The organism is Bradyrhizobium sp. 1200_D9_N1_1 (assembly GCF_052075915.1).
In the GTDB taxonomy this organism is placed as follows: Bacteria; Pseudomonadota; Alphaproteobacteria; order Rhizobiales; family Xanthobacteraceae; genus Bradyrhizobium; species Bradyrhizobium diazoefficiens.
The window spans coordinates 6,586,782-6,609,459 of the sequence record NZ_CP197226.1 but is presented as its reverse complement, the minus strand read 5'-3'; the positions used below and the strand labels follow the sequence as shown (position 1 = coordinate 6,609,459).

General features: G+C 64.8%; 26 protein-coding genes. 14 read left to right on the top strand and 12 right to left on the bottom strand.

Going from position 1 to position 22,678, the window contains the following annotated elements; genetic code table 11:
* Positions 1-221 precede the first annotated feature (221 nt).
* The gene (locus tag AB5K84_RS31735) at positions 222-1,214 is read left to right on the top strand and encodes a zinc-dependent alcohol dehydrogenase family protein (protein ID WP_011085863.1); all 993 of its coding nucleotides are present in this window, start codon (positions 222-224) and stop codon (positions 1,212-1,214) included.
* Positions 1,215-1,384: 170 nt separating this feature from the next.
* Positions 1,385-2,365: a tripartite tricarboxylate transporter substrate binding protein gene (locus tag AB5K84_RS31730; protein ID WP_011085864.1), complete on the top strand. Its 981-nt coding sequence runs from the start codon at positions 1,385-1,387 to the stop codon at positions 2,363-2,365.
* A gap of 53 nt (positions 2,366-2,418) precedes the next feature.
* Here AB5K84_RS31730 and AB5K84_RS31725 read toward each other — a convergent pair whose 3' ends face one another.
* Positions 2,419-3,498, bottom strand: coding sequence for a Cj0069 family protein (locus tag AB5K84_RS31725; protein ID WP_038965728.1), 1,080 nt, complete (start codon positions 3,496-3,498; stop codon positions 2,419-2,421).
* A gap of 233 nt (positions 3,499-3,731) precedes the next feature.
* Here AB5K84_RS31725 and AB5K84_RS31720 point away from each other — a divergent pair, with 233 nt between their 5' ends.
* Genes AB5K84_RS31720 through AB5K84_RS31710 form a run of 3 tightly spaced genes read left to right on the top strand, consistent with a single transcriptional unit; the run spans position 3,732 to position 5,138 of the window.
* A complete protein-coding gene (locus AB5K84_RS31720) occupies positions 3,732-3,965 on the top strand; it encodes a hypothetical protein (protein ID WP_038965727.1) in 234 nt (77 codons plus the stop codon).
* Between the two features lie 14 nt (positions 3,966-3,979).
* Positions 3,980-4,213 (top strand): hypothetical protein, encoded by a 234-nt coding sequence (locus AB5K84_RS31715; protein ID WP_028172272.1) that lies wholly within the window; start codon positions 3,980-3,982, stop codon positions 4,211-4,213.
* 37 nt (positions 4,214-4,250) lie between these two features.
* Positions 4,251-5,138, top strand: a complete 888-nt coding sequence (locus tag AB5K84_RS31710) for a DUF1259 domain-containing protein (protein ID WP_038965726.1) — start codon at positions 4,251-4,253, stop codon at positions 5,136-5,138.
* A 61-nt stretch (positions 5,139-5,199) separates the two neighbouring features.
* Here AB5K84_RS31710 and arsC read toward each other — a convergent pair whose 3' ends face one another.
* The 7 genes from arsC to AB5K84_RS31675 all read right to left on the bottom strand — a co-directional run bounded on the left by arsC (position 5,200) and on the right by AB5K84_RS31675 (position 9,882).
* Positions 5,200-5,601: an arsenate reductase (glutaredoxin) gene (gene arsC / locus AB5K84_RS31705; RefSeq protein ID WP_011085868.1), complete on the bottom strand. Its 402-nt coding sequence runs from the start codon at positions 5,599-5,601 to the stop codon at positions 5,200-5,202.
* A gap of 77 nt (positions 5,602-5,678) precedes the next feature.
* Positions 5,679-6,734: an ACR3 family arsenite efflux transporter gene (gene arsB / locus AB5K84_RS31700; protein ID WP_011085869.1), complete on the bottom strand. Its 1,056-nt coding sequence runs from the start codon at positions 6,732-6,734 to the stop codon at positions 5,679-5,681.
* Complete coding sequence (locus AB5K84_RS31695) at positions 6,734-7,261, bottom strand: arsenate reductase ArsC (protein WP_011085870.1); 528 nt, start codon at positions 7,259-7,261, stop codon at positions 6,734-6,736. Before AB5K84_RS31695 ends, arsB begins: the two co-directional genes overlap by 1 nt.
* Positions 7,254-7,616 carry an ArsR/SmtB family transcription factor gene (locus AB5K84_RS31690; protein ID WP_011085871.1) on the bottom strand — a complete coding sequence of 121 codons (363 nt, stop codon included), beginning with the start codon at positions 7,614-7,616 and terminating at the stop codon, positions 7,254-7,256. Before AB5K84_RS31690 ends, AB5K84_RS31695 begins: the two co-directional genes overlap by 8 nt.
* Before the next feature lie 121 nt (positions 7,617-7,737).
* Positions 7,738-8,280, bottom strand: coding sequence for a hypothetical protein (locus tag AB5K84_RS31685; protein ID WP_011085872.1), 543 nt, complete (start codon positions 8,278-8,280; stop codon positions 7,738-7,740).
* Positions 8,277-9,551, bottom strand: a complete 1,275-nt coding sequence (locus tag AB5K84_RS31680) for an MFS transporter (protein ID WP_162494076.1) — start codon at positions 9,549-9,551, stop codon at positions 8,277-8,279. The genes AB5K84_RS31685 and AB5K84_RS31680 overlap by 4 nt, the downstream gene beginning before the upstream one ends.
* 4 nt (positions 9,552-9,555) lie before the next feature.
* A complete protein-coding gene (locus AB5K84_RS31675; RefSeq protein WP_028172265.1) occupies positions 9,556-9,882 on the bottom strand; it encodes an ArsR/SmtB family transcription factor in 327 nt (108 codons plus the stop codon).
* Positions 9,883-10,038: 156 nt separating this feature from the next.
* Between AB5K84_RS31675 and AB5K84_RS31670 the strand changes: the two genes are divergently transcribed.
* The 4 genes from AB5K84_RS31670 (at position 10,039) to AB5K84_RS31655 (ending at position 13,398) form a co-directional block, all read left to right on the top strand.
* Positions 10,039-10,239, top strand: coding sequence for a GDCCVxC domain-containing (seleno)protein (locus AB5K84_RS31670; protein ID WP_074077126.1), 201 nt, complete (start codon positions 10,039-10,041; stop codon positions 10,237-10,239).
* A gap of 90 nt (positions 10,240-10,329) precedes the next feature.
* Complete coding sequence (locus AB5K84_RS31665) at positions 10,330-10,647, top strand: ArsR/SmtB family transcription factor (protein WP_028172264.1); 318 nt, start codon at positions 10,330-10,332, stop codon at positions 10,645-10,647.
* A 47-nt stretch (positions 10,648-10,694) separates the two neighbouring features.
* On the top strand, positions 10,695-12,065 hold the full coding sequence (locus AB5K84_RS31660; protein WP_011085876.1) for an NAD(P)-binding domain-containing protein: 1,371 nt from the start codon (positions 10,695-10,697) through the stop codon (positions 12,063-12,065).
* A 124-nt stretch (positions 12,066-12,189) separates the two neighbouring features.
* Positions 12,190-13,398, top strand: coding sequence for an MFS transporter (locus AB5K84_RS31655; protein ID WP_038965724.1), 1,209 nt, complete (start codon positions 12,190-12,192; stop codon positions 13,396-13,398).
* On the opposite strand, the gene AB5K84_RS31650 is transcribed toward AB5K84_RS31655, so the two are convergent.
* A complete protein-coding gene (locus tag AB5K84_RS31650; RefSeq protein ID WP_011085878.1) occupies positions 13,384-14,184 on the bottom strand; it encodes an IclR family transcriptional regulator in 801 nt (266 codons plus the stop codon). The genes AB5K84_RS31655 and AB5K84_RS31650 overlap by 15 nt on opposite strands.
* A 181-nt stretch (positions 14,185-14,365) precedes the next feature.
* On the opposite strand from AB5K84_RS31650, the gene AB5K84_RS31645 reads away from it, so the two are divergent.
* From AB5K84_RS31645 to AB5K84_RS31625, 5 genes are all read left to right on the top strand, one after another.
* Positions 14,366-15,526 carry an aminotransferase class V-fold PLP-dependent enzyme gene (locus tag AB5K84_RS31645; RefSeq protein ID WP_162494077.1) on the top strand — a complete coding sequence of 387 codons (1,161 nt, stop codon included), beginning with the start codon at positions 14,366-14,368 and terminating at the stop codon, positions 15,524-15,526.
* A gap of 19 nt (positions 15,527-15,545) precedes the next feature.
* Complete coding sequence (locus AB5K84_RS31640; RefSeq protein WP_011085880.1) at positions 15,546-16,454, top strand: amino acid ABC transporter substrate-binding protein; 909 nt, start codon at positions 15,546-15,548, stop codon at positions 16,452-16,454.
* Between the two features lie 70 nt (positions 16,455-16,524).
* Positions 16,525-17,319, top strand: coding sequence for an amino acid ABC transporter permease (locus tag AB5K84_RS31635; protein WP_011085881.1), 795 nt, complete (start codon positions 16,525-16,527; stop codon positions 17,317-17,319).
* Positions 17,316-18,011: an amino acid ABC transporter permease gene (locus AB5K84_RS31630; protein WP_011085882.1), complete on the top strand. Its 696-nt coding sequence runs from the start codon at positions 17,316-17,318 to the stop codon at positions 18,009-18,011. Before AB5K84_RS31635 ends, AB5K84_RS31630 begins: the two co-directional genes overlap by 4 nt.
* Before the next feature lie 20 nt (positions 18,012-18,031).
* A complete protein-coding gene (locus AB5K84_RS31625) occupies positions 18,032-18,802 on the top strand; it encodes an amino acid ABC transporter ATP-binding protein (RefSeq protein WP_038965732.1) in 771 nt (256 codons plus the stop codon).
* A 325-nt stretch (positions 18,803-19,127) separates the two neighbouring features.
* Here AB5K84_RS31625 and AB5K84_RS31620 read toward each other — a convergent pair whose 3' ends face one another.
* Genes AB5K84_RS31620 through AB5K84_RS31610 form a run of 3 tightly spaced genes read right to left on the bottom strand, consistent with a single transcriptional unit; the run spans position 19,128 to position 22,582 of the window.
* Complete coding sequence (locus tag AB5K84_RS31620) at positions 19,128-19,712, bottom strand: DUF1254 domain-containing protein (protein WP_011085884.1); 585 nt, start codon at positions 19,710-19,712, stop codon at positions 19,128-19,130.
* Positions 19,709-20,287 (bottom strand): DUF1214 domain-containing protein, encoded by a 579-nt coding sequence (locus tag AB5K84_RS31615; protein WP_011085885.1) that lies wholly within the window; start codon positions 20,285-20,287, stop codon positions 19,709-19,711. The genes AB5K84_RS31620 and AB5K84_RS31615 overlap by 4 nt, the downstream gene beginning before the upstream one ends.
* 9 nt (positions 20,288-20,296) lie before the next feature.
* The gene (locus tag AB5K84_RS31610; RefSeq protein ID WP_011085886.1) at positions 20,297-22,582 is read right to left on the bottom strand and encodes a transglycosylase domain-containing protein; all 2,286 of its coding nucleotides are present in this window, start codon (positions 22,580-22,582) and stop codon (positions 20,297-20,299) included.
* Between the last annotated feature and the right edge of the window lie 96 nt (positions 22,583-22,678).

Genomic DNA, 22,678 nt, shown 5'->3' with positions numbered 1-22,678 from the left:
GAACGGCGCCCCGGCTTTTTCCGGCTGGCGTGTTATTTTCGAAAATGACCGGGACGGCAGCCACCGCGCGTCGGGATCACGGCGATTTCCTATCTTCGTCCTTCCGATGGTAGCCGGCCGATTCCACTTCAGGAGAGATCTTCGCGCGACGACCGCCTTGCAATAATTTTCGTAAACAGTATTATTTTCGAAAATGCAGTTTGGGGAGGCGGGGCGAAATCATGAGGGCGGTGCTGGTGCGTCAGCCGGGTGGGCCGGATGCACTCGAATTGGTCGAGCTCCCGGTGCCCGTGCCGGGCGCCGGGCAGGTGCAGATCCGGGCCGAGGCGTTCGGGGTCGGGCAGCCCGACGCGCTGATCCGGCGCGGCGTCTACAAATGGATGCCGCCGCTGCCGGCCAATCCCGGCAATGACGTCGCGGGCCGCATTTCCGCGCTCGGGCCCGGCGTGGAGGGCCTTGCCGTCGGCCAGAAGGTGCTGCTGAGCGCGCGCGACCTGTCGCAACGTGGCGGCTGCTACGCCGACTACGTGGTTGCCCCGGCGGACGCCGTTCACGCATTGCCCGACCATGTCGATCTGCAAGCCGCCGTGTGCCTGTCGAACTATCAGGTCGCCTACGCACTCCTGCACGAATGCCGCCACCCGCGCGCGCCGACAAGCGTGCTGGTGATCGGCGCGGCCGGCGGCGTCGGCACCGCGCTGGTGCAGCTCGCCAAGCTCGCGCAGATGACCGTGATCGGCACGGTCTCGACCGAAGCGAAGGCGGAGTTCGCGAAGGCGAACGGTGCCGATCACATCATCTTCTACCGCCGCGAGGATGTCGTGGCGCGAACCCGCGAGCTGACCAACGGCGAGGGCGTCGGCCTCGTGCTCGATCACGTCTGCGGGCCGGAGTTCACCGCCTATCTCGGCGCGCTCGGCAAATGGGGGACGCTGCTCTCCTACAACGCCTTCGCGGGCCTTCCGGAAGAGAACCTGATGGTGGCGATGCGCAATCACCTCGACATCTGTCCCGCCGTGCGCTGCTTCTCCTTCCACATCTACGACCACGATCGCGACGGCCGCCGCGCCCTGATGCGCAGCGTGATCGAGGCCCTGAGCCGCAATGCCATCAAGCCGGCCGTCTCGGCGGTCCTGAAGCTGGACCAGGTCAGGCAGGCCCACGCGCTGCTCGAGCAGGGCGCGGCGCTCGGCAAGATCATCATGACGCCATGAGGGGATGGACGGCACGATGACATCACACGCCGAACTTCGCCCGTGCGCCCGTTCGGAGCATGCCGCCATCGCCTGAATGCGCCGGGTTCGCCCGTTGGGCAGCCCGGTCCGGAGAACGCCGCCTTCGCTGCGGCCAACGATAGAACGGTCAAAAAAGGGAGAACGCATCCATGCGATGGATGAGACGGCTTGCTGCGGCAACGTTTCTGCTTGGCGGGTTTCTCGCCGCCGGCACAGTGGCACTTGCGGACAATTATCCGTCGCGCCCGATCCGCCTGCTGCACGGATTTGCCGCAGGCGGCGCGGCCGACACGCTGTCGCGCATCATCGCCGACGGGCTCGCGAAGCGGCTCGGGCAGCCGATCATCGTCGAGGCCAAACCGGGCGCCGGCGGCAACCTCGCGGCGGATGCCGTCGCCAAGGCGGCGCCTGACGGCTACACGCTCGGGCTCGTCACAGGCGCCCACGCGATTTCCGCGGCGACCTATAAGAGCCTCGCCTACCAGCCCGCGGACAGTTTCGAGATGATCTCGACGCTGGTCTACTACGCGCTCGTCATTGCCGTGCGCAGTGACTACTCGGCGAAGTCGCTGGGCGAGCTCGTCGCCATGGCGAAGGAGAAGCCCGGCTCGCTCAGCTTCGGTTCGGTTGGTTTCGGCAGCACGCATCACCTTGCGGGCGAGCTGCTGAACGCAACGGCCGGCATCGAGATCGTGCATGTGCCGTATCGCGGCGATTCGCAGTCCGTCACCGCGCTTCTCGGCGGAGAGGTTCCGGTCATCGTCGGCACGCCGGTCCTGCTCGCGCCGCAAATCCAGAGCGGCGCGATCCGCGGCCTTGCGGTGACCTCGCCGACGCGGACTGCGCTATTGCCTGACGTCCCGACGGTTCAGGAGGCCGGCATCAAGGGATACGACGTGCGCACCTGGGCCGGCCTGCTGGCCCCGAAGGGAACGCCGCCCGCCATCATCGCCGCGCTCAATGCAGCGACGCTCGATGCGCTCAAGGACCCAGACCTCAGGCAACGTCTGGAGACGGCCGTCGGCGGCGAGGTCCGTGGCAGCTCGCCGGCGGAGATGAAGGCGCTGATCGAAACCGAGATCACCAAATGGTCGGGCGTGGTCGAGCGGGCGAAGATCCCGAAGATCTGATCCACGGGGGCCGCAGCGCCGCTGCTGCGGCCCCCGTCAGATGCCGTCTTCTCCTATCTGCCGGAGCCGGCCTCCTGGGTTGTCAGCAGGCGGTGCTTCACCGTCCGCGCAATCGCCGCAGGTGCCTCTTCGGGAATCGCAAAACAGGAACTCGCGTTGATCTCGCACAGGACGTAAGTGTCGGCGCCTGCCGCGTTGCGAGGTCCGTAGAGGAAGTCCGCGTCCCAGATCACCGGCAGCGAGGATTCATCGATGTCGAGCGTGTCCATCATCTGCGGCGTCCATTCGTTCTCCATCGATCTTCGCAGCGCCTGGAACGGTGGAGCATCGGGTCCGTGCATGATGCGCGGGCCGGGTTGCGCCTCCGCTGCATCGGGGCCTTCCGGCGGCGGCGGGATCAAGGCCTTGATCCGTTGCTGGCCAAAGCCCGCGACCTTGGAGCCGCTCATGTAGCAGCGGATCATCCCGTCGGGCAGGCGCGATTGAAATGCCTGATCGATGATGCAGCCGCCCCAGCCGAAATAGGGTTCGCACCGGGCGATGAAGGCATCGAGCGGCATGTCCTCAGGCAGGCTGCCGCGCGTTGCATGGAGGACGCGAACCATGGCGCTCGCCTCTGCAATGGCCTCCACTTTCCAGACGCCCTGGCCTCCATTGCCGCGGTTTTGTTTCAGCACGCGCGGTCCGTCGGTCTGAAGGCGCGACGGAAACTCGGCGCGGAAGCTTGCGGTCGTGTCGTAGCGATGCGTGTCGGCGCCCCAGCCCAGGTGGCGCGTTCTGTAAAGGACTTCCTTGACGCCCATCTTCAGGATGACGTCCGGGTGCGCGCTCACCCATGGCCCTCGCGCCGCGACGTCGCGGAGCAGGGGATCGAGGTCAGCGCGTGTCTTGCCTTGATGGATCGGGTCGACCCAGACGAGCACGCCGTCGACCGCAAGCAATTGATCGCGGACGGCGTCGGCAAAGGTTTCGTCGTAGATGACGGGCCGGGCTTCGATGCCGGCGGCGGCGAGTGCCTCGAAGACGCGGACGAAGCGGCTGTTCTGCGGTGTGGCATCCGCCCGCGCGGCGGCATCGCCGCGTGAGAGGATGGCAACGGTGGATCGGAGAGGAAAGTGTTGTTCGGTATCCATGCGCAAGCTCCACGAAGTGCGTGCTGCGCAGAGCTTGGACCGAAGTCTCATGGGGGGTCTGCATTGCCCCCATGCGGACGACCTTACGTGAGATCGGCCTCGGCTTTCAAGACGGTCGCGCGGTTCCACCCGGGGCCTACCCGGTGCTTTCGCGCGACGCGCAGGTTGACAGCTCGGCGTTCCGGGTTTTCTATTTCAGGCAACGGGGATGTGCGATCTCCCCGTGAGGCGTCATGCCCAAGAATCGCGTCCTGATCGTCACCAAGGGCGCAGCATGTCACCCCACACTCCGAATTCATCTGACAGATCGTTTCGGCTCATCGCTCCCGCGCGGCGCGCCGGAGCCTGTCGGCGCGCATACCGACAAGGGCGTCCCGGCGGACCTGCGTCAGGGGCGTGACCTCTCGACCTGCGCCATTTGGAAGGGCAGCGTCGCAAAAGCGGACTTCACCTGGGGCGGGACATGACCGGGAGAACGACCATGCGAACATGGACAATCCTTCTCGCCTTCCTGTTTCTGGCGATCGCGGCTGGCGTGCCGACCGCACGCGCACTGACTCAAGACGAGTTGATCGCCAGGATCCAGGCGGCTGGTTACACGCAGGTCAGCGAGATCAAGTCGACGGCGGAGGGGACGACCGCCAAGGCGGTCAAGAACGGCAAGCCGGTGCGGCTCCTTATCGACGGTGCCGGCCAGATCAAAGAGCAGAACTGAACTCCGGAAACCGGATTTCGCTCGAGGGAGCAGATCAATGCGAAGTGCAATTCTGCCGCTGATGGGCATCGGCGCATGCTTCATCGCGACCGCTCACGCGCAGGATGTCGACTGGCAGAAGGTCGATGATGCGCTGGGCCGAAAGCCGGCCGTCGCCGGCGACGTGCATCGTTATGGCTTTCCCCGCACCGACCTCACGGTGACGCTCGACGGCGTCACCATCAAGCCTTCGCTGGCGCTGGGCGGCTGGGTCGCGTTCAAGCCCGCGCATGGCGCCGTCATGGCAATGGGCGATCTGGTGCTGCTCGAATCGGAAATCAACCCGGTCATGCAGAAGATGATCGAGAGCGGGTTGGAGATTACGGCCGTTCACAACCATCTGCTCGGCGCGGTTCCGGCGACATTCTACATGCATGTGGCCGGGCACGGTGATCCGCTCAAGATCGCGACCGCCATCAAGACCGCGCTTGCCGAGAGCAAGACGCCTATGTCGGCGCCGGCTCCGGCGGTCCCGCCGCCTGCCATTGATCTCGACACGGCCAAGCTCGATCAGATCATCGGCGTCAAGGGGCAGGCCAACGGCGGTGTCTATCAGTTCAACGTTCCCCGCCGCGATCCGATTACCGAGCACGGAATGCAGTTAAGTCCCGTCGGCCCCATGGGCGTTGCGACCGGTGTGAACTTCCAGCCGACCGGCGGCGGCAGGGCGGCCATCACCGGCGACTTCGTGCTGATCGGCGACGAGGTGAATCCCGTGATCATGGCGCTCCGGTCCCATGGCATCTCCGTAACGGCGCTTCATAGCCACATGCTGGACGAGCAGCCGCGCCTTTTCTTCATGCACTTCTGGGCGAACGACGACGCGATCAAGCTCGCCAATGGCGTGCGTGCCGCGCTCGACAAGACGGCGAGTACGAAGAACTGATGTCCGATCTGTCTCGGTCTCTGATCGGGCCGTCGGGGCAAAATGCGTTCTTCGTTCGTGCCTACCTGGCTTCGATCACCTCGCCATCCTCCTTCACAAACCGGCCGAGGGGATTGTCCAGGAGGTCGACGACGGCTTCGGAGGGCCGGCACAGCCGCGTGCCCTTCGCCGTCACCACGATCGGACGATTGATCAGAATGGGATGTGCCATCATCGCGTCGAGCAGTTCATCGTCTGTCCATTTGGGGTCGGCAAGGCCGAGCTCCTTGTACGGCGTCCCCTTCTCGCGCAGCAATGCGCGGACCGATATTCCCATCGCTGCGATAAGTTGCTTGAGCGTTTCGCGCGACGGTGGGGTCTTGAGGTATTCAATAACGGTGGGCTCGGCACCGCTCTGCCGGATCATCGCGAGCGTATTGCGTGAGGTTCCGCATTCAGGATTGTGATAGATCGTGACGCTCATCGGAATGTCTCCGCGATTGGGACCGGGGTCTGGCTCGTGATCGTTGTGTTGCGCGCGGTTGGCGGCTTATGGCGACGTCACTGGCGGGCCTCCGCCGGCGTGGAGACCTTGCCGGCACCGGCTTCGTACCAGCCTCTGGTCGCCTTCACGATGCGGACGACGGACAGCATCACCGGGACCTCGACAAGGACGCCGACGACGGTCGCAAGCGCCGCGCCGGAGTCGAGGCCGAACAGGCTGATCGCGGCAGCGACCGCCAGTTCGAAGAAATTGCTCGCGCCGATGAGGGCGGCTGGAGCGGCAACGCACCAGGCCACGCCGAACCGCCGGCTGAGCCAATAGGCCAGGCCCGCATTGAAATAGACCTGAACGAGGATCGGGACGGCGAGGATCGCGATGACGCCGGGCTGCCTGACGATCTGTTCTCCCTGAAAGCCGAACAGCAAAACCAATGTCGCCAGAAGCGCGGCGAGCGAAAGAGGCTGCAGCGTCCGCAGGCTGCGGGCGAAGGCATCGCCGCCCTTTTGCAGCAGCACCCTTCGCCACGCTTGCGCGACGATCACGGGGACCACGATGTAGAGCAAAACCGAGAGCAGCAGCGTGCCCCAGGGAACGCTGATGGAGGCGACCCCGAGCAGCAGTCCGACCAGCGGTGCAAACAGGAAAACCATGATCACGTCGTTGAGCGCGACCTGGCTCAGCGTATAGTGCGGCTCCCCCTCGCACAAATTGGACCATACGAACACCATCGCGGTGCAGGGCGCGGCGGCCAGCAGGATCAGGCCCGCGATGTAGGACGGGATCTGGCCCGCCGGCAGCATGGGTGCGAACACATGGCCGATGAAGAACGAGCCGAGCAGCGCCATCGAGAATGGCTTGACAGCCCAGTTGATGAAAAGGGTGACGCCGACGCCGCGCCAATGCTCACGGACCTGGCCCAGCGAGCCGAAGTCGATCTTCAGCAACATCGGCACGATCATCAGCCAGATCAGCACCGCGACCGGCAAATTGACCTTGGCAATCTCGGCGGTCGCGACCGCACCGAAGAAGCTGGGCATGATATGTCCCAGCGCCACGCCGGCAACGATGCAGAGCGCGACCCAGAGGGTCAGGTATCGTTCGAACAGTCCCATCAGCCTGCCTTCGGCGTTGAATGGCTCGCACCATCGGCGCGGCCGATCTCGCGCAGCCTGGTGCCGAGCGAGAGCTTGTCGATGCTCCTCAGTGGAAGATTCACGAAGGTGTCGATCCGGTTCTTGAGATAGCGGAACGCGGTGACGAACGCCGCCTGCCTCTGCAACTCCGTGCCGTCTGCCGCGGCCGGATCCTCGATGCCCCAGTGCGCGGTCATCGGCTGTCCCGGCCAGATCGGGCAGGACTCGCCGGCGGCATTGTCACAAACGGTGAACACGAAATCCATCACCGGCGCGTCGAGCGCAGTGAACTCCAGCCAGCTTTTCGATCGCATCCCGTCGGCAGGATAGTCCATGCTCTCGAGCGTGCGCAGTGCCAGCGGGTGAACTGCACCTTTCGGCGTGCTGCCGGCGGAGAAGGATTGAAAGCGGCTGGCTCCGTCCTTCCTGAGGATCGACTCGGCGAGGATCGAGCGTGCTGAATTGCCGGTACACAGGAACAGGACATTGTAGATTTGATCAGGCACGGATACGCCCCTTTCGCTTTGGAGAGCAGCAGGCTTGGAGGCTTTCGACGACCGGCTCGCACACCTCCGGCCGCCCGCCGCAGCAATCGCGAAGCAGGAAAACCGCAACGTCCCGGAATTCGGCGAGGTTGGCGCGATACACAATCGAACGGCTGTGCCGCTCGGATGTGACCAGACGCGCGCGCGTCAAGATCGACAGATGGGCCGAGAGCGTGTTGGGCGGCACTTCCAGCTGGCGCGCGAGGTCGCCTGCCGCAAGGCCATCGGGCTCATGTTTGACCAACGTCCGGAAGGCCTCCAGACGGGTCGATTGGGACAGCGCCGCGAGGGCGAGAACGGCTTCTTCGGATTCCATGTATCCAGATTTATGGAATTATTAGATGCTCGTCAATCCGAAATCCGGAGGGCCCGTCAAGCGTCGGAAGGAGCTATTCGGCCGCATTGGCTTGAGGGCATCGATTGGCGCGCATCGCAAATTACCGCATCAAGTGGAAATCATGGCGGGCGGGTGCCAACGGCGGCCACAGAAGCGCGCGAACGATAAGCGGAATACCAACGGCCAGCGGTATCAGCCAGTACATGAAATGGGGCAGGTCCTTCCAAAGCGGAAGCTGCCTTCCATTGTCTACGTAGAAAGCAACCAGCACCAGTATGTACGACAGGCCCATCCCAGCTATATGCAGCCTGACCCAATACCACCAGCGGCGCCGGAGCGCGGTGCGCCCGATCCAGGCGCAAGTGAATGACAACACACCGAGTACGAACAAGTGATGGTTTTCGGCCCAGCGCATAAGTGACAGTAACGTCGCGGACGCGACGAGCGCCAGCAGTGACCAGAAATAGGTCGTCCCAAGTCTCGAATGACGCCCGCGACGCTTCTCACTCGACATCGCGATTGCGCCGATCGCAACGCACGCAAGGCCCAGGGGAATATGCAGCCCCAGGACCACCGCCAGAAAGAAGGCGTCGGTCGAAGGAATTTCGATGCCAGCCACGATGGTCGTTTCTCCGCCTGTCATGGCGTTGCTCCCATCTTGCAGTTCATCATCGACTCGGCCGACGAGAACGGTCGTTTGACGGCGAATGCTCCGGCGCCGCAGATAATGCAAAGCATGCAGCAACCGATCAGGACGGCCGCATAGCTTCCGGCCCAATCGACGCTTGCCGCGAAAGGCAGCGGGCCGAACGCTGCGCCGGCAATGCCGAAGACGAACGACGCGCCCCTGATTGCGCCGAGATGGTCGCGGCCGAAATACTGCGCATAGCCGGCGGCGTTGATGGCTTGCTGCGAACCGTACGCCCCTCCCAGGCTCAGCGCGTACAGCACACTGATGGCGACGCCGCTGCTAAACGCCGGAAGAGCCGTCGCCAGCGCAAGCATGAACATCGCGATCGGAACGAGGTGCCGGGGTTCATAGCGATCCACCAGAAATCCGGTGCCGAGTGTCGCAACGGCTTGAACGCCGGCAAGAAGCGACAGCAGTAGCAGCGCGTCGCTGTGTGCGATCCCGGCCGTCCGCATGATTGAGAAGTGATTGAGCAAGAGCGCGGTGCCGATGGCATTGGTGAGAAAGCCTGCCGCGCACAGCAGCCAGAATACGCCGGTACGGAGCGCCTGCTTGCGCGTAAACGAAGACTCCTCCCGTAGATCTTGCGTAGTCGGCGGCAACCCGGCGTCCGTGCTGAGGCCGTATTTCTCCGGCCGATCGCGAAACAGGGCAGCCGCAACCGGCACAATGGTGAGTGCAACAAGTCCGGCGAGGGCGAGATAGGCGCCTCGCCAGCCGTAGAGCGAGATCAGGCTATCGATCAGCTTCGGGAAGGTCATGGAACCGGCCGCGAGTCCGAGACTGGCTGCTGCAGCGGCAATCCCGCGCCGACGTACGAACCATAGATTGACGACCTGCTGACTGACGAGGCTGAGGCCTCCGATTGCAGCGCCACGCAACACTGCGAAGCCAATAAGCAGCATCACTGCGGATTGAACCATCGCCATGAGAGCGCAGGCCAGGGCGAGGCCACACGCGATGATGGTCGCCGCCAGGCGGGGTCCCCGCCGGTCGATCCAACGACCGATGACCGGTGCCGGGAGGATTCCCGCAAGCGTCCCCACTGCATAAGCGATTGAGGCTGATGTGCGAGAGATTCCGAGATCGGCGGTGATGGGGTCGAAGAAAACGGAAACGCCTGCTGTTTGGCCGGGCAGCGTCATGAACGAGCCGAATGTGCCCGCGCCCAGTACGATCCAGCCATAATGGAGAGCCGACGTTCGGGGGCTCACCATCCGCATCTGATCAACTCGCCCGGCGTGTCGCCGCCGCCGGCGCGTCACTCGCAAATCCCTCGCAGCAATGCTCGCGCAAGAACGCGATGACTCCGTCCATGCGATCGTATCGAGCGCGGCAGATCACCGTGCGCCCGTTTTTTTCCTGTGCGACGAGGCCAGCGGTGACCAGCCCGCGGAGATGAAAGGCGAGCGTCGAGGCCGGTACGTCGAGGCGGGTCTGGATATCGGTGATGCTAAGGCCGGGCGGCCCGGCTCGAACCAGCAGCCGATATATGTCCAGGCGCGTCAAATTGCCTAGTTCCGCCAGACAGCGCGCAGCGATTTTCCGGTTCATGGGTTCCACGATACCGCAAACCCTAGGGAATTACAACTATAATGCTAGTTTTATGGTCTGATGGAGGTCGAGCTCCGAAAGTAACGCGACCTTTGTTGGCGCGTTGGCGCCAAACGACTAGAATGGGTCTTGTCTTGCGATCGCGGAAAGCCGGCAATGCAAACGCAATCGGTTATTACGTGTCCGGTCTGTCATCACGCGTCAGCCGAGACCATGCCGACTGACGCCTGCCAGTTCTTCTACGATTGCAAGGGGTGCGGGGCCCGGCTCAAGCCCAAGAGCGGCGATTGCTGCGTCTTTTGTTCGTACGGATCGGTCCCTTGTCCGCCGATCCAGCAGAACGGAAAGTGCTGTTGATGCCAGCCTCCGCCGGAGCGGTCTCAACTGTATTTCCAATATTCTAGAAATATAGTTGACCGCGCCGGCGGCTCGGTGCATTGTCTCGTCATGAAGATCGACGACGCAGCAGCACGCCTGGAAGCCCTGGGTAACCGGACACGGCTTCAGATCTATCGGGCCCTGGTCCGGGCCGGACGGTCGGGCATGCCCGTCGGCCGCTTGCAGGACAAGCTGAAGATCCCGGCCTCGACGTTGTCGCATCACATCAAGTCTCTGGTCGCGGTCGGACTCATCAGCCAGGTCCGCGAATCGACGACCCTGGTCTGTCACGCGAACTATGACTTGATGCGGGGCCTGGTCGATTTCCTCGCGGCGGAGTGCTGTGCGGACGAAGTCGGATGCAAGGGCGCCCGGACGGCGGCCTGATTTTTTCGGCCGGTTATTCGAAATTTCTAGAATTATAGGATGACAAGATGCGTGATGGGAAGATGGTAGCTATCGTCGGGGCAGGGCCCGTCGGCCTCGCTGCGGCCGCGCATGTGCTCGCACGGGGCATGTCGCCCGTCGTGCTGGAGGCCGGGCCGGAGGCTGGACATGCGATCCGCCAGTGGCAGCACGTGCAGCTGTTCTCGCCGTGGGAGTACAACATCGACAAGGCCGCCGCGCGTCTGCTCGCGCCGACGGGATGGAATTCGCCGGACCCTCAGTCCTATCCGACCGGCGGCGAGCTGCTCGATCGATATCTCACGCCGCTTGCGACGCGAACGCCGCTGCGTGAGGCGATCCGGACCTCCAGCCGCGTCTCGGCGATCAGCCGTGTCGGCTTCGACAAGGCCAGGACCAGGGGACGCGAGCAGGCGCCGTTCGAGATCCGCTACCGGAACGGCAGCGGCCCCGAAGTGCTGCGCGCGGATGCTGTGATCGATACGTCAGGCACATGGTTCTCCCCCAATCCGGCCGGGAGCAACGGTTTGCCGGCGATCGGCGAGCCCGAGTGCGCCGGCCGCGTCGCCTACGGCATGCCGGATGTGCGAGGCGCCGCCCGTTCCAGATATGCCGGGAAGACCGTTGCCGTCCTGGGCGCCGGCCATTCCGCCGTGGGCACGCTGATCGATCTCGTGCATCTCGCGGGCGAGGTGCCGGGTACGCAACCGGTCTGGCTCTTGCGCGGCGCCGATCCCGCCAAGGCTTTCGGCGGCGGCCGCAACGACAAGCTGGCCGCGCGCGGCGAGCTCGGCAGCGCCTTCGCCGCGCTCGTTGCCGCCGGGAAGATCAGGATCGAGACCGAATTCGGCGTCACGCACCTTACGGACTCCGAGGGCCGGCTCAAGATCGCCGCCGGCGCCTTGAGCGGTGCGCGACACGTGATCGCGGACGAATTGATCGTGTCGACCGGTTTCCGTCCCGACTTTTCGTTCCTGTCCGAGCTGCGCCTGCGGCTCGATCCTGCCATCGAGGCACCGGTCGCGCTGGCGCCGCTGATCGATCCCAACGAACATAGCTGCGGCACGGTGCGCCCGCACGGCGCCCGCGAGCTCGCGCATGACGAGCCGGGTTTCTACCTGGCCGGCATGAAGTCTTACGGCCGAGCGCCGACCTTCCTCATGATGACGGGTTATGAGCAGGTCCGCTCGATCGCGGCCGATATCGCCGGCGACAAGCGCGCCGCGGCGAGAGTCGAGCTTGTGTTGCCCGAGACCGGCGTCTGTACGCGCGGCGGCCTTGAGACCGCTGCCGCCGCGTCGGGATGCTGCGGCGGACCGCCGAAGGACGTTTCGTCGGCCTGCTGCGCCGCCGACGAAACCGCGAAGACGTCGGGCGCTTCGGGGTGTGGCTGTTCATGAGGCACTCCGCTCCGCACCCGCTCGCCGAAAGACCGGCGCTCGGCACCCTGCCAACCCCGGCGCTGTCTTCCCCGCAATGGAGGGCAAAATTCGAAGCTTGAGCGGCCGGTCTCTGATTGCGGTGATGTGCATCGGCCAGGTCGGCAACCTGCTGCCGCATGTGACGCTGTCCGCGAACCTGGCGCAGCACCTGATGCCGGCGTGGGGACTTTCCGCGGCCGAAGGCGGCCTGATGGCAAGCGGCTATGCGTTCGGCTACATGCTCGCAGTGCCGGTGCTGACGACGCTGACCGACCGGATCGATGCGCGGCTGGTCCTGCTCTGGGGCTCGATCGTCAGCGGGCTCGCCACCGCGGCGTTCGGCATGTTCGCGCAGGGGTTCTGGTCGGGCACGGCGATCTGGTCGCTTGCAGGGCTCGGATTTGCGGGCGCCTACATGCCCGGCCTGAAAGCCCTGACGGACCGGCTTCCCGCGGGCGACACCTCGCGGGCCGTCACGCTGTACACGTCGAGCTTCTCGGTGGGTGTCGGCCTCTCGTTCCTGGTGGCGCAACTGATCGCCGACAGGTGGGGTTGGCGGACGGCTTTCCTCGTGACCGGCTTCGGTCCGGTCGCAATGGTCGGCGCGTGCCTCCTGATCGACCCGCGGCGACCCGTGCCGAAAGCCGGGCGTCTGCTGAACTTTGCTCCCGTCTTCGCCAACCGCGAGGCGCTCGGATACATCCTCGGCTATGGTGCGCACTGCTTCGAGCTCTATGGCATCCGCACCTGGCTGGTGGGGTTCTGGACGTTCGTCGTTGCCCATCAGGGCGCGCCGGCGTGGTTGAGCCCCGTTGTGCTGAGCTTCTGCTTCGCGGTGATCTCGATGCCCGCTAGCATCCTTGGCAACGAGGCGGCGCTGAAATTCGGCCGCCATCGCGCGATCACGATCGTGATGATCGCGTCGGCTTGCGTCGCGCTGGTCATTGGCCTCAACGCGACGGCCCCGGCATGGCTGCTCGCACTGCTGCTGCTCCTCTATGGCCTGACCGTGCCGGCCGATTCCGGCGCGTTGACCGCGGGCATGTCGGCCGCCGCCGCATCCGAACATCGCGGCGCGACGCTCGCCTTGCACTCGACGGTTGGTTTCGGCCTGTCAGCGGTTGGCGCGTGGGGGACCGGCGCTGCGCTCGACGCGGCCGGAGGCCCGCAGAGCGCGACCGGCTGGCTGCTGGCGTTCATCGTCCTCGCCGCCGGCATCGCGCTGGGGCCGCTCGCGCTGCTGTGGGCGCGGAGCGGCGCCGACGGGGGCCGGAAGCGGACAATCAAACGGGCAGGACTAGAACGTCTCTGATGCCTCGCTCGCGCCGTCATCGTCGGCCTGGAGGATGGTCTCCGACAGCAGCGCAGCGGCTTTCTGCAGCGGAGCGATGAACCGATCCAGCTCGGCGAAGCTCACGCGGGCCACGGGAACGGAGACGCCGAGGCACGCGATCAGTTCGCGATCCGGAGACAGGATGGGAACGGCGCAGCCGACGACCCCTCGCACATACTCTTCGTTGGTCTTGGCCCAGCCGCGTTTGCGCGTCTCGTCGAGGACTTTCATCAGGCTTTCGACGTCGACGATCGTCGTCTCGGTGTATTTGGTGAGCGTGAGTGCGCGGCACAGCTTCTCGCGCGCTCGCTCCGGCAATCGACTCATGTAGATCTTGCCGGTTGACGTGCAGTGGAGCGGTGCCGCTTCGCCCGGATTGAATTGGAGCCCCTGCGGTTGCGACACGCGGACGCTGTCGACGTAGGCGACGACATTGTCCCGCACGACACCGATCTCGCATTGCTCGCCGATTTCGGCCGCGACTGCGCGGAGCACGGCGTGCCGGCGCGCGGTGCGGAAAGCTGCGCCGATGACCTTGGCCGACAGCGTGACCAGCTGGTTGCCGACCACGTAGCGCTTCGTTCCCAGGGCTTTCTGAAGAAGCCCGCGCTGCTCCAGATTGCCGATCAGGCGATGCGCCGTCGGCAGCGGGAGAGCCAGCGCGTTGGCGATTTCCGCAACCGAGACAGCTCTGACTTGACCGGCGACATGGCCAACGATGGCGAAGGCCCGGTCGAGCGGTCCGTCGGAATTGGTTTGCGGCATCTACTCATCCTTGCGTGACATCCCATATAATTATCATTTTTCGGAATAAATACTATTGAAATATGAAAATTACTCTTGGCCGCACCGGCGGATTGCTCATATCGTTGGCGCCGCCGAAAGGTGATCAGGATTTGTGCAGCGCAGCCAGAGCCCTGCCGGGCGCGCTCATCAGGAGAGTGGGATGTCTCGCCATTACGACGTCGGTGCCGTGCGGAAGGAATTTCCGGCTGTCGAGCGCATCACCTATCTCGACGCCGGCTTCCAGACGCCGCTCGCGCGCCCGGTCAAGGCGGCGATCGATCTCTTCCTCCGCGAGGGCCTTGAGACGGCCGGCCCCAAGAGCGTGTGGCTCGATCGCGTCGAGCTGACCCGCGAGAAGCTGGCGCGGTTTCTCGGCGTAGCGGCCGACGAGATCGCCTTCACCAAGAACACCTCGGAAAGCATGAACATTGCCGCCAACGCGCTGCCCCTGCGCGCCGGCGACAAGGTGCTGATGATCCATGGCGATCATCCCAACAACGCCTATGCGTTCCTCAATCTGCGGCGCAAGGGCGTGACGGTCGAGTTCGTGCCGATGACGGAGATCGTGAACGCCGACAGCCTTCGTCCGCACATCGACGCGAGCACGCGGGCGATCTCGATGTCGCAGGTGACCTTCCACGCCGGTCATCGTTTTGACGTCGAAAGCGTCGGCGCCCTCTGTGACGAGCAGGGGCTCTATTTCGTCGTCGACGTCATGCAGGCGATCGGCGTCGTGCCGATCGACGCCAAGGCGATGCGTGCGACCTTCATCGGGTCGGGCAGTCACAAGGGGCTGCTCGTGCCGCAAGGGCTTGGGCTGCTGTATTGGGACAAATCGAGGATCGAGCTCGAGCCCGCCTATCTCGCCGCCGCCAGCCTTGCGGAGGTCCCGGCCGATCTCATCGCCCGGCCCGACCAGCTCGAACTGGCCCCGAGCGCGCGCCGCTTCGAGCTCGGCAATTTCAATCTTCCGGCGATCCATGCGCTCGGTGCCTCCCTCGACATGATCGAAGCGCTGGGCGTGCAGAACATCCAGAACCATTGTCTCGATCTCGGCGATCATCTCATCGCGGGGCTCGACGCGCTGGACGTTCGTCTCGTCGGTCCCCGCGATCGGCAGCACCGCGCGCCGCACATTTACGTCATCGCGCTTCCCGCCGCCGAATGGCTCGGCCATTTCGAGCAGAACGGTGTGCGCGTCTCGCCGGAGCGCGATGGCATTCGCGTGTCGTTCGGGATGTTCAACACTTTCGCCGATGTCGATCGCCTGATCGACATCATCAAGCGGCGCGGCGTGAAGCCGTCGTCCAGGGCCGCCTAGGCTGTTCTTCGGAGGGGAGATGCACATGACGAGTTTTGCGCGTGTATGGGGCGGCCTAATCGGCCTTGCGGCCGTCGGCACCCTCGCTGGGCCGTCGATCGCGGCCGACAGTCCCACGCTCGCCAAGATCAAGTCGAGCGGTGCCATCACCATCGGTCACCGCGAGGCCTCCATTCCGTTCTCGTATCTCGGTCCCGATCAAAAGCCGATCGGCTTTTCGCTGGACCTCTGCGCCGGCATCGTCGAGCGCATCAAGGCGGAGCTCAGCCTGCCCAATCTCGCCGTCAACTACACGCCGGTGAACTCGTCCAACCGGATCCCGCTCATCCAAAGCGGCACCGTCGACATCGAGTGTGGCGGCACGGCGAACGACAGGAAGCGGCAGGAGCAGGTCTCGTTCTCGGTCGCCACCTTCGTCAGCCAGCCGCGCTGGCTGGTCAAGGCGGACAGCGGCCTGAAGACGGCCGGCGATCTCAAGGGCAAGACGATCGTCGTGACCCAGGGTTCCAATGCCGTCGGCTTCGCGCAAGGCGTGAATGCAAAGGAGCAGCTCGGATTCAACATCGTCCAGGCGAAAGACCATGCGGAATCCTTCCTGATGCTCAACACCGGCCGCGCGGCCGCCTTCATGGAGGACGACATCCTGCTCGCCGGCCTCAAGGCCGCAGCGCCGAAACCGGATGCGCTGATCTTCCTCCCCGAGGGCTATGCCAAGATCTATTATGGTCTGATGTTCACGAAGGGCGATGCCGGCTTCAAGGCGCTCGTCGACGACGTCTTGTCGAAGCAGATGGCGTCGGGGCAGTTCGAAAAGACCTACGCGAAGTGGTTCACGCGGGGGATTCCGCCAAAAGGCGAGAATCTTGCCTTTCCGCTGACCGACGAACTGAAGGAACGGATCGCGCATCCCAGCGATGCCGTCGATTAGTCGGAGAACCATATCGCGGAATCTTTCCGCACGCTGATCCTCTCTTGTATCCGGAGCTTCGAGGTTCGCCATGTTCGCGGTGCTCTTTGAACAGACGGCGGATGGCCAGCGCTACATCGACTGGCTTCTGTCGGGCCTCGGCTGGACCCTGGCCCTGGCGTTCTTCGGCTGGTGGATTGCCTTTGCGATCGGGATCGTCGTCGGGATCGGCCGCACCGTGCAGAACCGGGCCATCGCTGCGCTTGCGCGCCTGTATGTGGAGATTTTCCGCAACATCCCCGTCCTGGCGCAGATGTTTCTCTGGTACTTCGTCCTGCCGGAGATTCTTCCCGTCACGCTCGGAAATGCCATCAAGCAGATTCCGCCGCCCTGGGGATCATTCGTCCCCGCACTTCTGTGCCTCGGCCTCTACACCGCGGCCCGGATCGCCGAGCAGGTTCGGGCCGGGATCGAGGCCCTGCCGAGAGGGCAGACCGAGGCGGCAAGCGCACTCGGACTCACCGCCTATCTGACCTACCGCCATATCATCGTGCCGCAGGCGCTGCGTTTGATCGTGCCAAGCCTCACCAGCGAGGTGATGGGCATCTACAAGAACACCTCGGTCGCACTGACGATCGGGCTGATGGAGCTCACGGCTCAGGCGCGCCAGATCAGCGAGGCGACGTTCCAGACCTTCACGGCTTTCGGCGCCGCGACCCTGATCTATCTCGCGCTGGCGCTGATCGCCTATCAGGGGATGGCGCTGATCGACAGGGCCGTGCGCATTCCGGGCACAGGGCGTGCGGAGGATGCGATCGAGCCGAGCCTGGCCGACGACGTCGGGCAGGCCGGCTCGTTGCCCTCAGGGATGGAGGTCGTGAAATGAACAGCCTCGATTTCTCGATTGTTCTGCAGGCGTGGCCCTATCTCTGGTCCGGATTGCTGTTTTCGCTGGCGCTGACCGCGGTGGCCTTCGTGGTCGGCATGATCCTGGGCACCTGCCTTGCGCTGTTGCAGCACTTCGAAGTGCCGGTGATCGGGAAGGTCGTGCGCGGCTACATCGCCCTGATCCGCTCGATCCCCCTGATCCTCGTCCTGTTCTGGTTCTTCTTCCTGGTGCCGATCGTGCTCGGCCATCTCAGCGGAAACGGTCGCCCGATTCCGATCGGCGCCACCTGGACCGCCTTCATCACCTTCGGCCTGTTCGAGGCGGCCTATTATTCGGAAATCATCCGCGTCGGATTGCGCGCCGTGAACCGCGGACAGTTCGAGGCGTGCCAGGCGCTCGCACTGTCCACCTTCGAGACCTATCGCAGCGTGATCCTGCCGCAGGTGCTCCGCGTGGCGAGCCCGATCATCCTGAGCCAGACCATCATCCTGTTCCAGGATACCTCGCTGGTCTACGTGCTCTCGCTCACCGACCTGCTCGGCGCGGCCTCGAAGCTCGCGCAGCTCAACGGTCGTCTCGTCGAGATGTATCTCGTGGTCGTCGTGGTCTACCTCGCCATCAGTTCGGCGGCATCGCAAGGCGTCGCATTGCTGCGCAAGCGCTATGCCATCGCCGGAGTGCGCCGATGAGAAACCTTAGGGAGAAGAAGATGGCTCGGGAGATTGCCGCGAACGAGACGGGCCGATCCGCGGCCATCGTCACCGTGGAAAACGTGGTGAAGCGGTTCGGCGGCTTCACGGCCCTGAGTGACGTCAATCTCAGCGTGAGGGCAGGCGAGAAGATCGTGCTTTGCGGACCTTCGGGCTCGGGCAAGTCGACGCTGATCCGTTGCATCAACCACATCGAGAAGCATGACGGCGGCCGCATCGTCGTCGACGGCATCGAGCTGTCGGACCGGATGAGCGACATCAACGACGTCCGCCGCGAGGTCGGCATGGTGTTCCAGAGCTTTAACCTGTTTCCGCATCTCTCAGTCGTCGAGAACTGCATGCTGGCCCCGATCAAGGTGCGCGGTCTGTCGCGCGCGGAGGCGCATGAGCGTGCGATCGGTGTCTTGCGCAAGGTACGCATCCACGACCAGGCGAGCAAATATCCGGGACAGCTCTCCGGCGGCCAGCAGCAGCGCGTTGCCATTGCCCGCGCCCTCTGCATGCAGCCGAAGATCATGCTGTTCGACGAGCCGACCTCCGCACTCGATCCGGAGATGGTCAAGGAGGTGCTCGACACCATGGTGGAGCTCGCGCGCGACGGAATGACCATGGTGTGCGTCACGCACGAGATGGGCTTTGCCCGCGAAGTCGCCGACAGGGTGGTCTTCATGGATCGCGGCGCCATCGTCGAGGAGGCGGATCCCGAAACCTTCTTCCGCGCGCCGAGGACGGAGCGGGCGAGGGCGTTCCTCGGCCAGATCATTCATTGATCGGGAGCGGCGTCAGGTTTCAGGAAGATGGCGGCACGCGACTGCGAATTCGTATGCTTGCGGGAGCCTGGCATCCAAATCCAACTCTAGGCTCCGACATGAAAACACCCGCGGCGGATTGCTCCGCGCGGGTGTTACGAACTTTCGATCTTGCCATTCTGCCAGTGTTTTGCCCGACAAGTCAAAGGCGGCAAAAATGGTCGCGTGGCCGAGGTCGCGCGGCTGCTGATGGGTCGCTTAAATTAGCTAACAGTTTCAATGCCCCCGCTACTGTGCATGGGGTTGTTTTTTCAGTTTTGTTTTGAGCGTGCCTTAGCAATCGTGCTCAGCGCCGTCCGCGCGGCGTCTCGGCCTTGGCCGGCACCTCGGTCTGCGGCGCGCAGGTCGCGGCCGCAAGCGTCGCTTGCGCCTGCGGCATCAGGCCGGGCTCGGCGGCGAGCGCCTTCATCACGATCAGGCCGGTTGTAGCAGGGGAATCGATGATCAGGCGGTCGGCCGCGGTGATCTCCTCGTCCTCGGGCAGCTCGTTGTGCTGCGCTTCCGTCATCAGGTCGAGCTCGATCACCTTCTTGCCCGCGGAGCGGTCGTTGATGGCGTAATAGGCGATCTCGTTGCGGGTGTAGAACGACACCGAGGTGTAGGCTTGGCTGACGGGGACGGTGAGCTTGATCGGCCCGCCCGACAGGTCGTAGCGGCAGATCGCCAGCGCAAAGGCCGGGTCCATGAACGGCATCGGCGAGGTGTTGGGATCGGCGAGGGGAAGCTGGGTGACGCCGTTGAGCTTCGTCATCGGCGTCAGCCGCGAATAGGCGTCCTGCGTCGCGATGCGCGGCAGCGCCAGCACGCTGACGAGATGGACGACGAGGCCGAGCACCACGCCGGCAACGATGGTGAAGGCGAGCCGGATCATGAGCAGCCCACCGTCGAGATCGTCGGCATCGGCGCATCGCGCTGGGTGCGCGTCGCAACGCCGACCGGGGTGTCGTAGAGGCGCAGCATCAGGGCGTAGCGCTCGATGCCGCCGGTCGGCAGCCAGTTGCCGGAGCGCGAGCGCGAGGCGATGCGGATCTCGAATGTGCCGTCGGACTGCCGCACGATCTCCTGGCTGGTGAAGCCGTAGCGCTGCAGCGAATTGGCGACGAGATGCCCCTTGCGGTCGTACAGCGTCAGCGTCCAGAACCGCGCCGGCGGCGTCACGCCGGAGACGATCACATCGCAGCGGCCGTCGAGCGCCTTCTTCTTGTCGTCGGCGGTGGCGGTGAAGGCGACCCCGTCGCCGGTGCCGATCGGCAGCTCGCCGTTGCGCACGATGGTGGCGCGCGAATAGGGGTCGACGTCGGCGGTGCCGGTGCGCGGGCGCGCGGTCCAGGGGCCGATGGTCAGCGCGCCGATCTCGGTGCCGCGCGTCGTCGTCATCCAGGTCGCGCCGACGCCCACCACGGTCGCGAGCAGGAGGGCAGTCAATGTGGTCAGGATCAGCCGCACGGGTTTCGATCAGTTCTTACGCGGGGCGGATGCGTTCGCATTCTCTTCCGCATAGTTCTGCGGGAAGGCGAGCGCGCTTGTCGATGAGGCCGGCCTGGCGGGCTTGCCGTCGCTCGCGGCCGACTTGTTCGCGGTCTTGGCCGCTTCATCCAGCAGCTTCTCGACGCGCACCAGGATGTCGGCGCCGCGCTTGGTCAGCACGGGCGGCGGACCGGGCTTGGTCTCCAGCACTTTTGGCGCTGCATTGGCTTGCGCGGCCATCGGCTGCGGCGGCAGCTTCTGGCCCATGCCGATGCCGGGGATTTCCCGGACCTCGACGCCTTGATGCGCCGCGACCATGATGTCGTGCCAGGTCTGCGCCGGCAGCGAGCCGCCGGTCATGCGGTTGGTCGGCGAATAGTCGTCGTTGCCGTACCAGACCGCGCAGGTGAAATTGCCGGTGTAGCCGACGAACCAGGCATCGCGATACGCATTGGTCGTGCCGGTTTTGCCCGCGGTCGGAATGCCGTCGAGCGCGGCGCGGCGCGCCGTGCCTTCGCTGACGACGTGGCTCATCATCCCGGCCATGTCGGCGGCGATGTTCGGCGGAATGGCCTGCTTCGGCTTCGGGCCGTCGCGGTCCCAGCGCCAGACGAGATCACCGGCGCCGGTGCGCACCTCCAGCACCGAATGCGGCGTCACCGACTTGCCGCGATTGGGGAAGGTCGCGTAGGCAACCGCGTGCTCGAGCACGGTGACTTCGTCCGAGCCGATCGGCAGCGAGGGCGTGTCGGGCAGCGGCGCCTTGAGGCCGAAGCGGCGGGCGACCTCGACGATCTTGGCGCGGCCGATCTTGGCCGGGTTCGGCGCCTTCGGCTGCTCCTTCTGCCCGATCGCGATCGAGAGCTTGACCGGCACCACGTTGATCGAGCGCGTGATCGCCTGCGTCAGCGTCACCGCGCCGGAATAGGAATGGCCATAGTTCTGCGGACACCAATTGCCGATGCAGACCGGGCCGTCGACCACGATCGAGTTCGGCGTGAAGCCGTTCAGAAGCGCGGTGGTGTAGACGTAGGGCTTGAACGAGGAGCCGGGCTGGCGATAGGCGTCGGTGGCGCGGTTGAACTGGCTGGCGCCGTAGTCGCGGCCGCCGACCATGGCGCGGATGCCGCCGTCGAGATCGGAGACGACGGTCGCGGCCTGGGTCGCGTGATAGTCGCGGCCGAACTGGCGCAGCTGGTTCTCGATGGCGTCTTCCGCGGCCTTCTGCACGTTGGCGTCGATGGCGAGGCGCACCACGAAGACGCGCTCGGTGTAGGACTTCGGGAAGGTGTCGACCAGCTTGCGCATCTCGTCGAAGGCGTAGTCGAGATAGTAGTTCGGCGAAGCCTCGTCGCGGCGGTCGACCGCGAAGGCGGGGTTGCGGCGGGCGCCGAACACCTGGCCCTCGGTCATGAAGCCGGCATCGACGAGGTTGTCGAGCACGACGTTGGCGCGGGCGCGCGCGGCAGGCAGGTTGATGTGGGGGGCGTATTTGGTCGGCGCCTTGAACAGGCCGGCGAGCATCGCAGCCTCCGCCAGCGTCACGTCGCGCGCGGACTTGTTGAAGTAGAAATGCGCCGCGCCGTCGACGCCGAACGTGCCGCCGCCCATATAGGCGCGGTCGAGATAGAGCTTGAGAATCTCGTTCTTGGTCAGGCGCCATTCCAGCCAGACCGCGAGGAAGGCTTCGTTGACCTTGCGCTCGATGGTGCGCTCGTTGCTCAGGAACAGGTTCTTGGCGAGCTGCTGGGTGATCGAGGAGCCGCCCTGGCGGACGCCGCCGGCCTGGGCGTTGGTGACGAGCGCGCGCGCGGTGCCGGCGATGTCGATGCCGAAATGCTCGTAGAAGCGGCGGTCCTCGGTCGCCAGCGTCGCCTTGATCAGCACGTCAGGAAAATCTTCCAGCGGGATCGAGTCGTTGTGCTTGATGCCGCGGCTGCCGATCGGGTTGCCGTAGCGGTCGAGGAAGGTCACCGCGAGGTCGGATTTCTTCAGCCAGTCCTCGTCCGCGGTCTCGCGGAAGGCGGGGATAGCGAGCGTGAGCATCACGACGAGGCCGCCGAGCCCGAGGGTCGCGGCTTCCGACAGCGGCTCGATGAACACCCAGCGCTTCCACCGCCCGACATAGAAGCGGTCCATGAAGGTCGAGTAGCGCTCGTAGAGCTCGCGGATGCCCTTGGCCGAGGAGAACAGCGAGGAGTCGATGCGCGCATCGAGATCCAGGAAGAAATTCCGGACCTTCTGCTTCCAATGCGGTGGTATGATCTGGCGCACCTAGAACCCTTGAGGCTCGGTTCGAAACCGTTCAAGCACCCGGCCGGGGCGGCATCGAGACGTCTTGAGGGAATGTTGCGGCAAACCCAAGGCGCC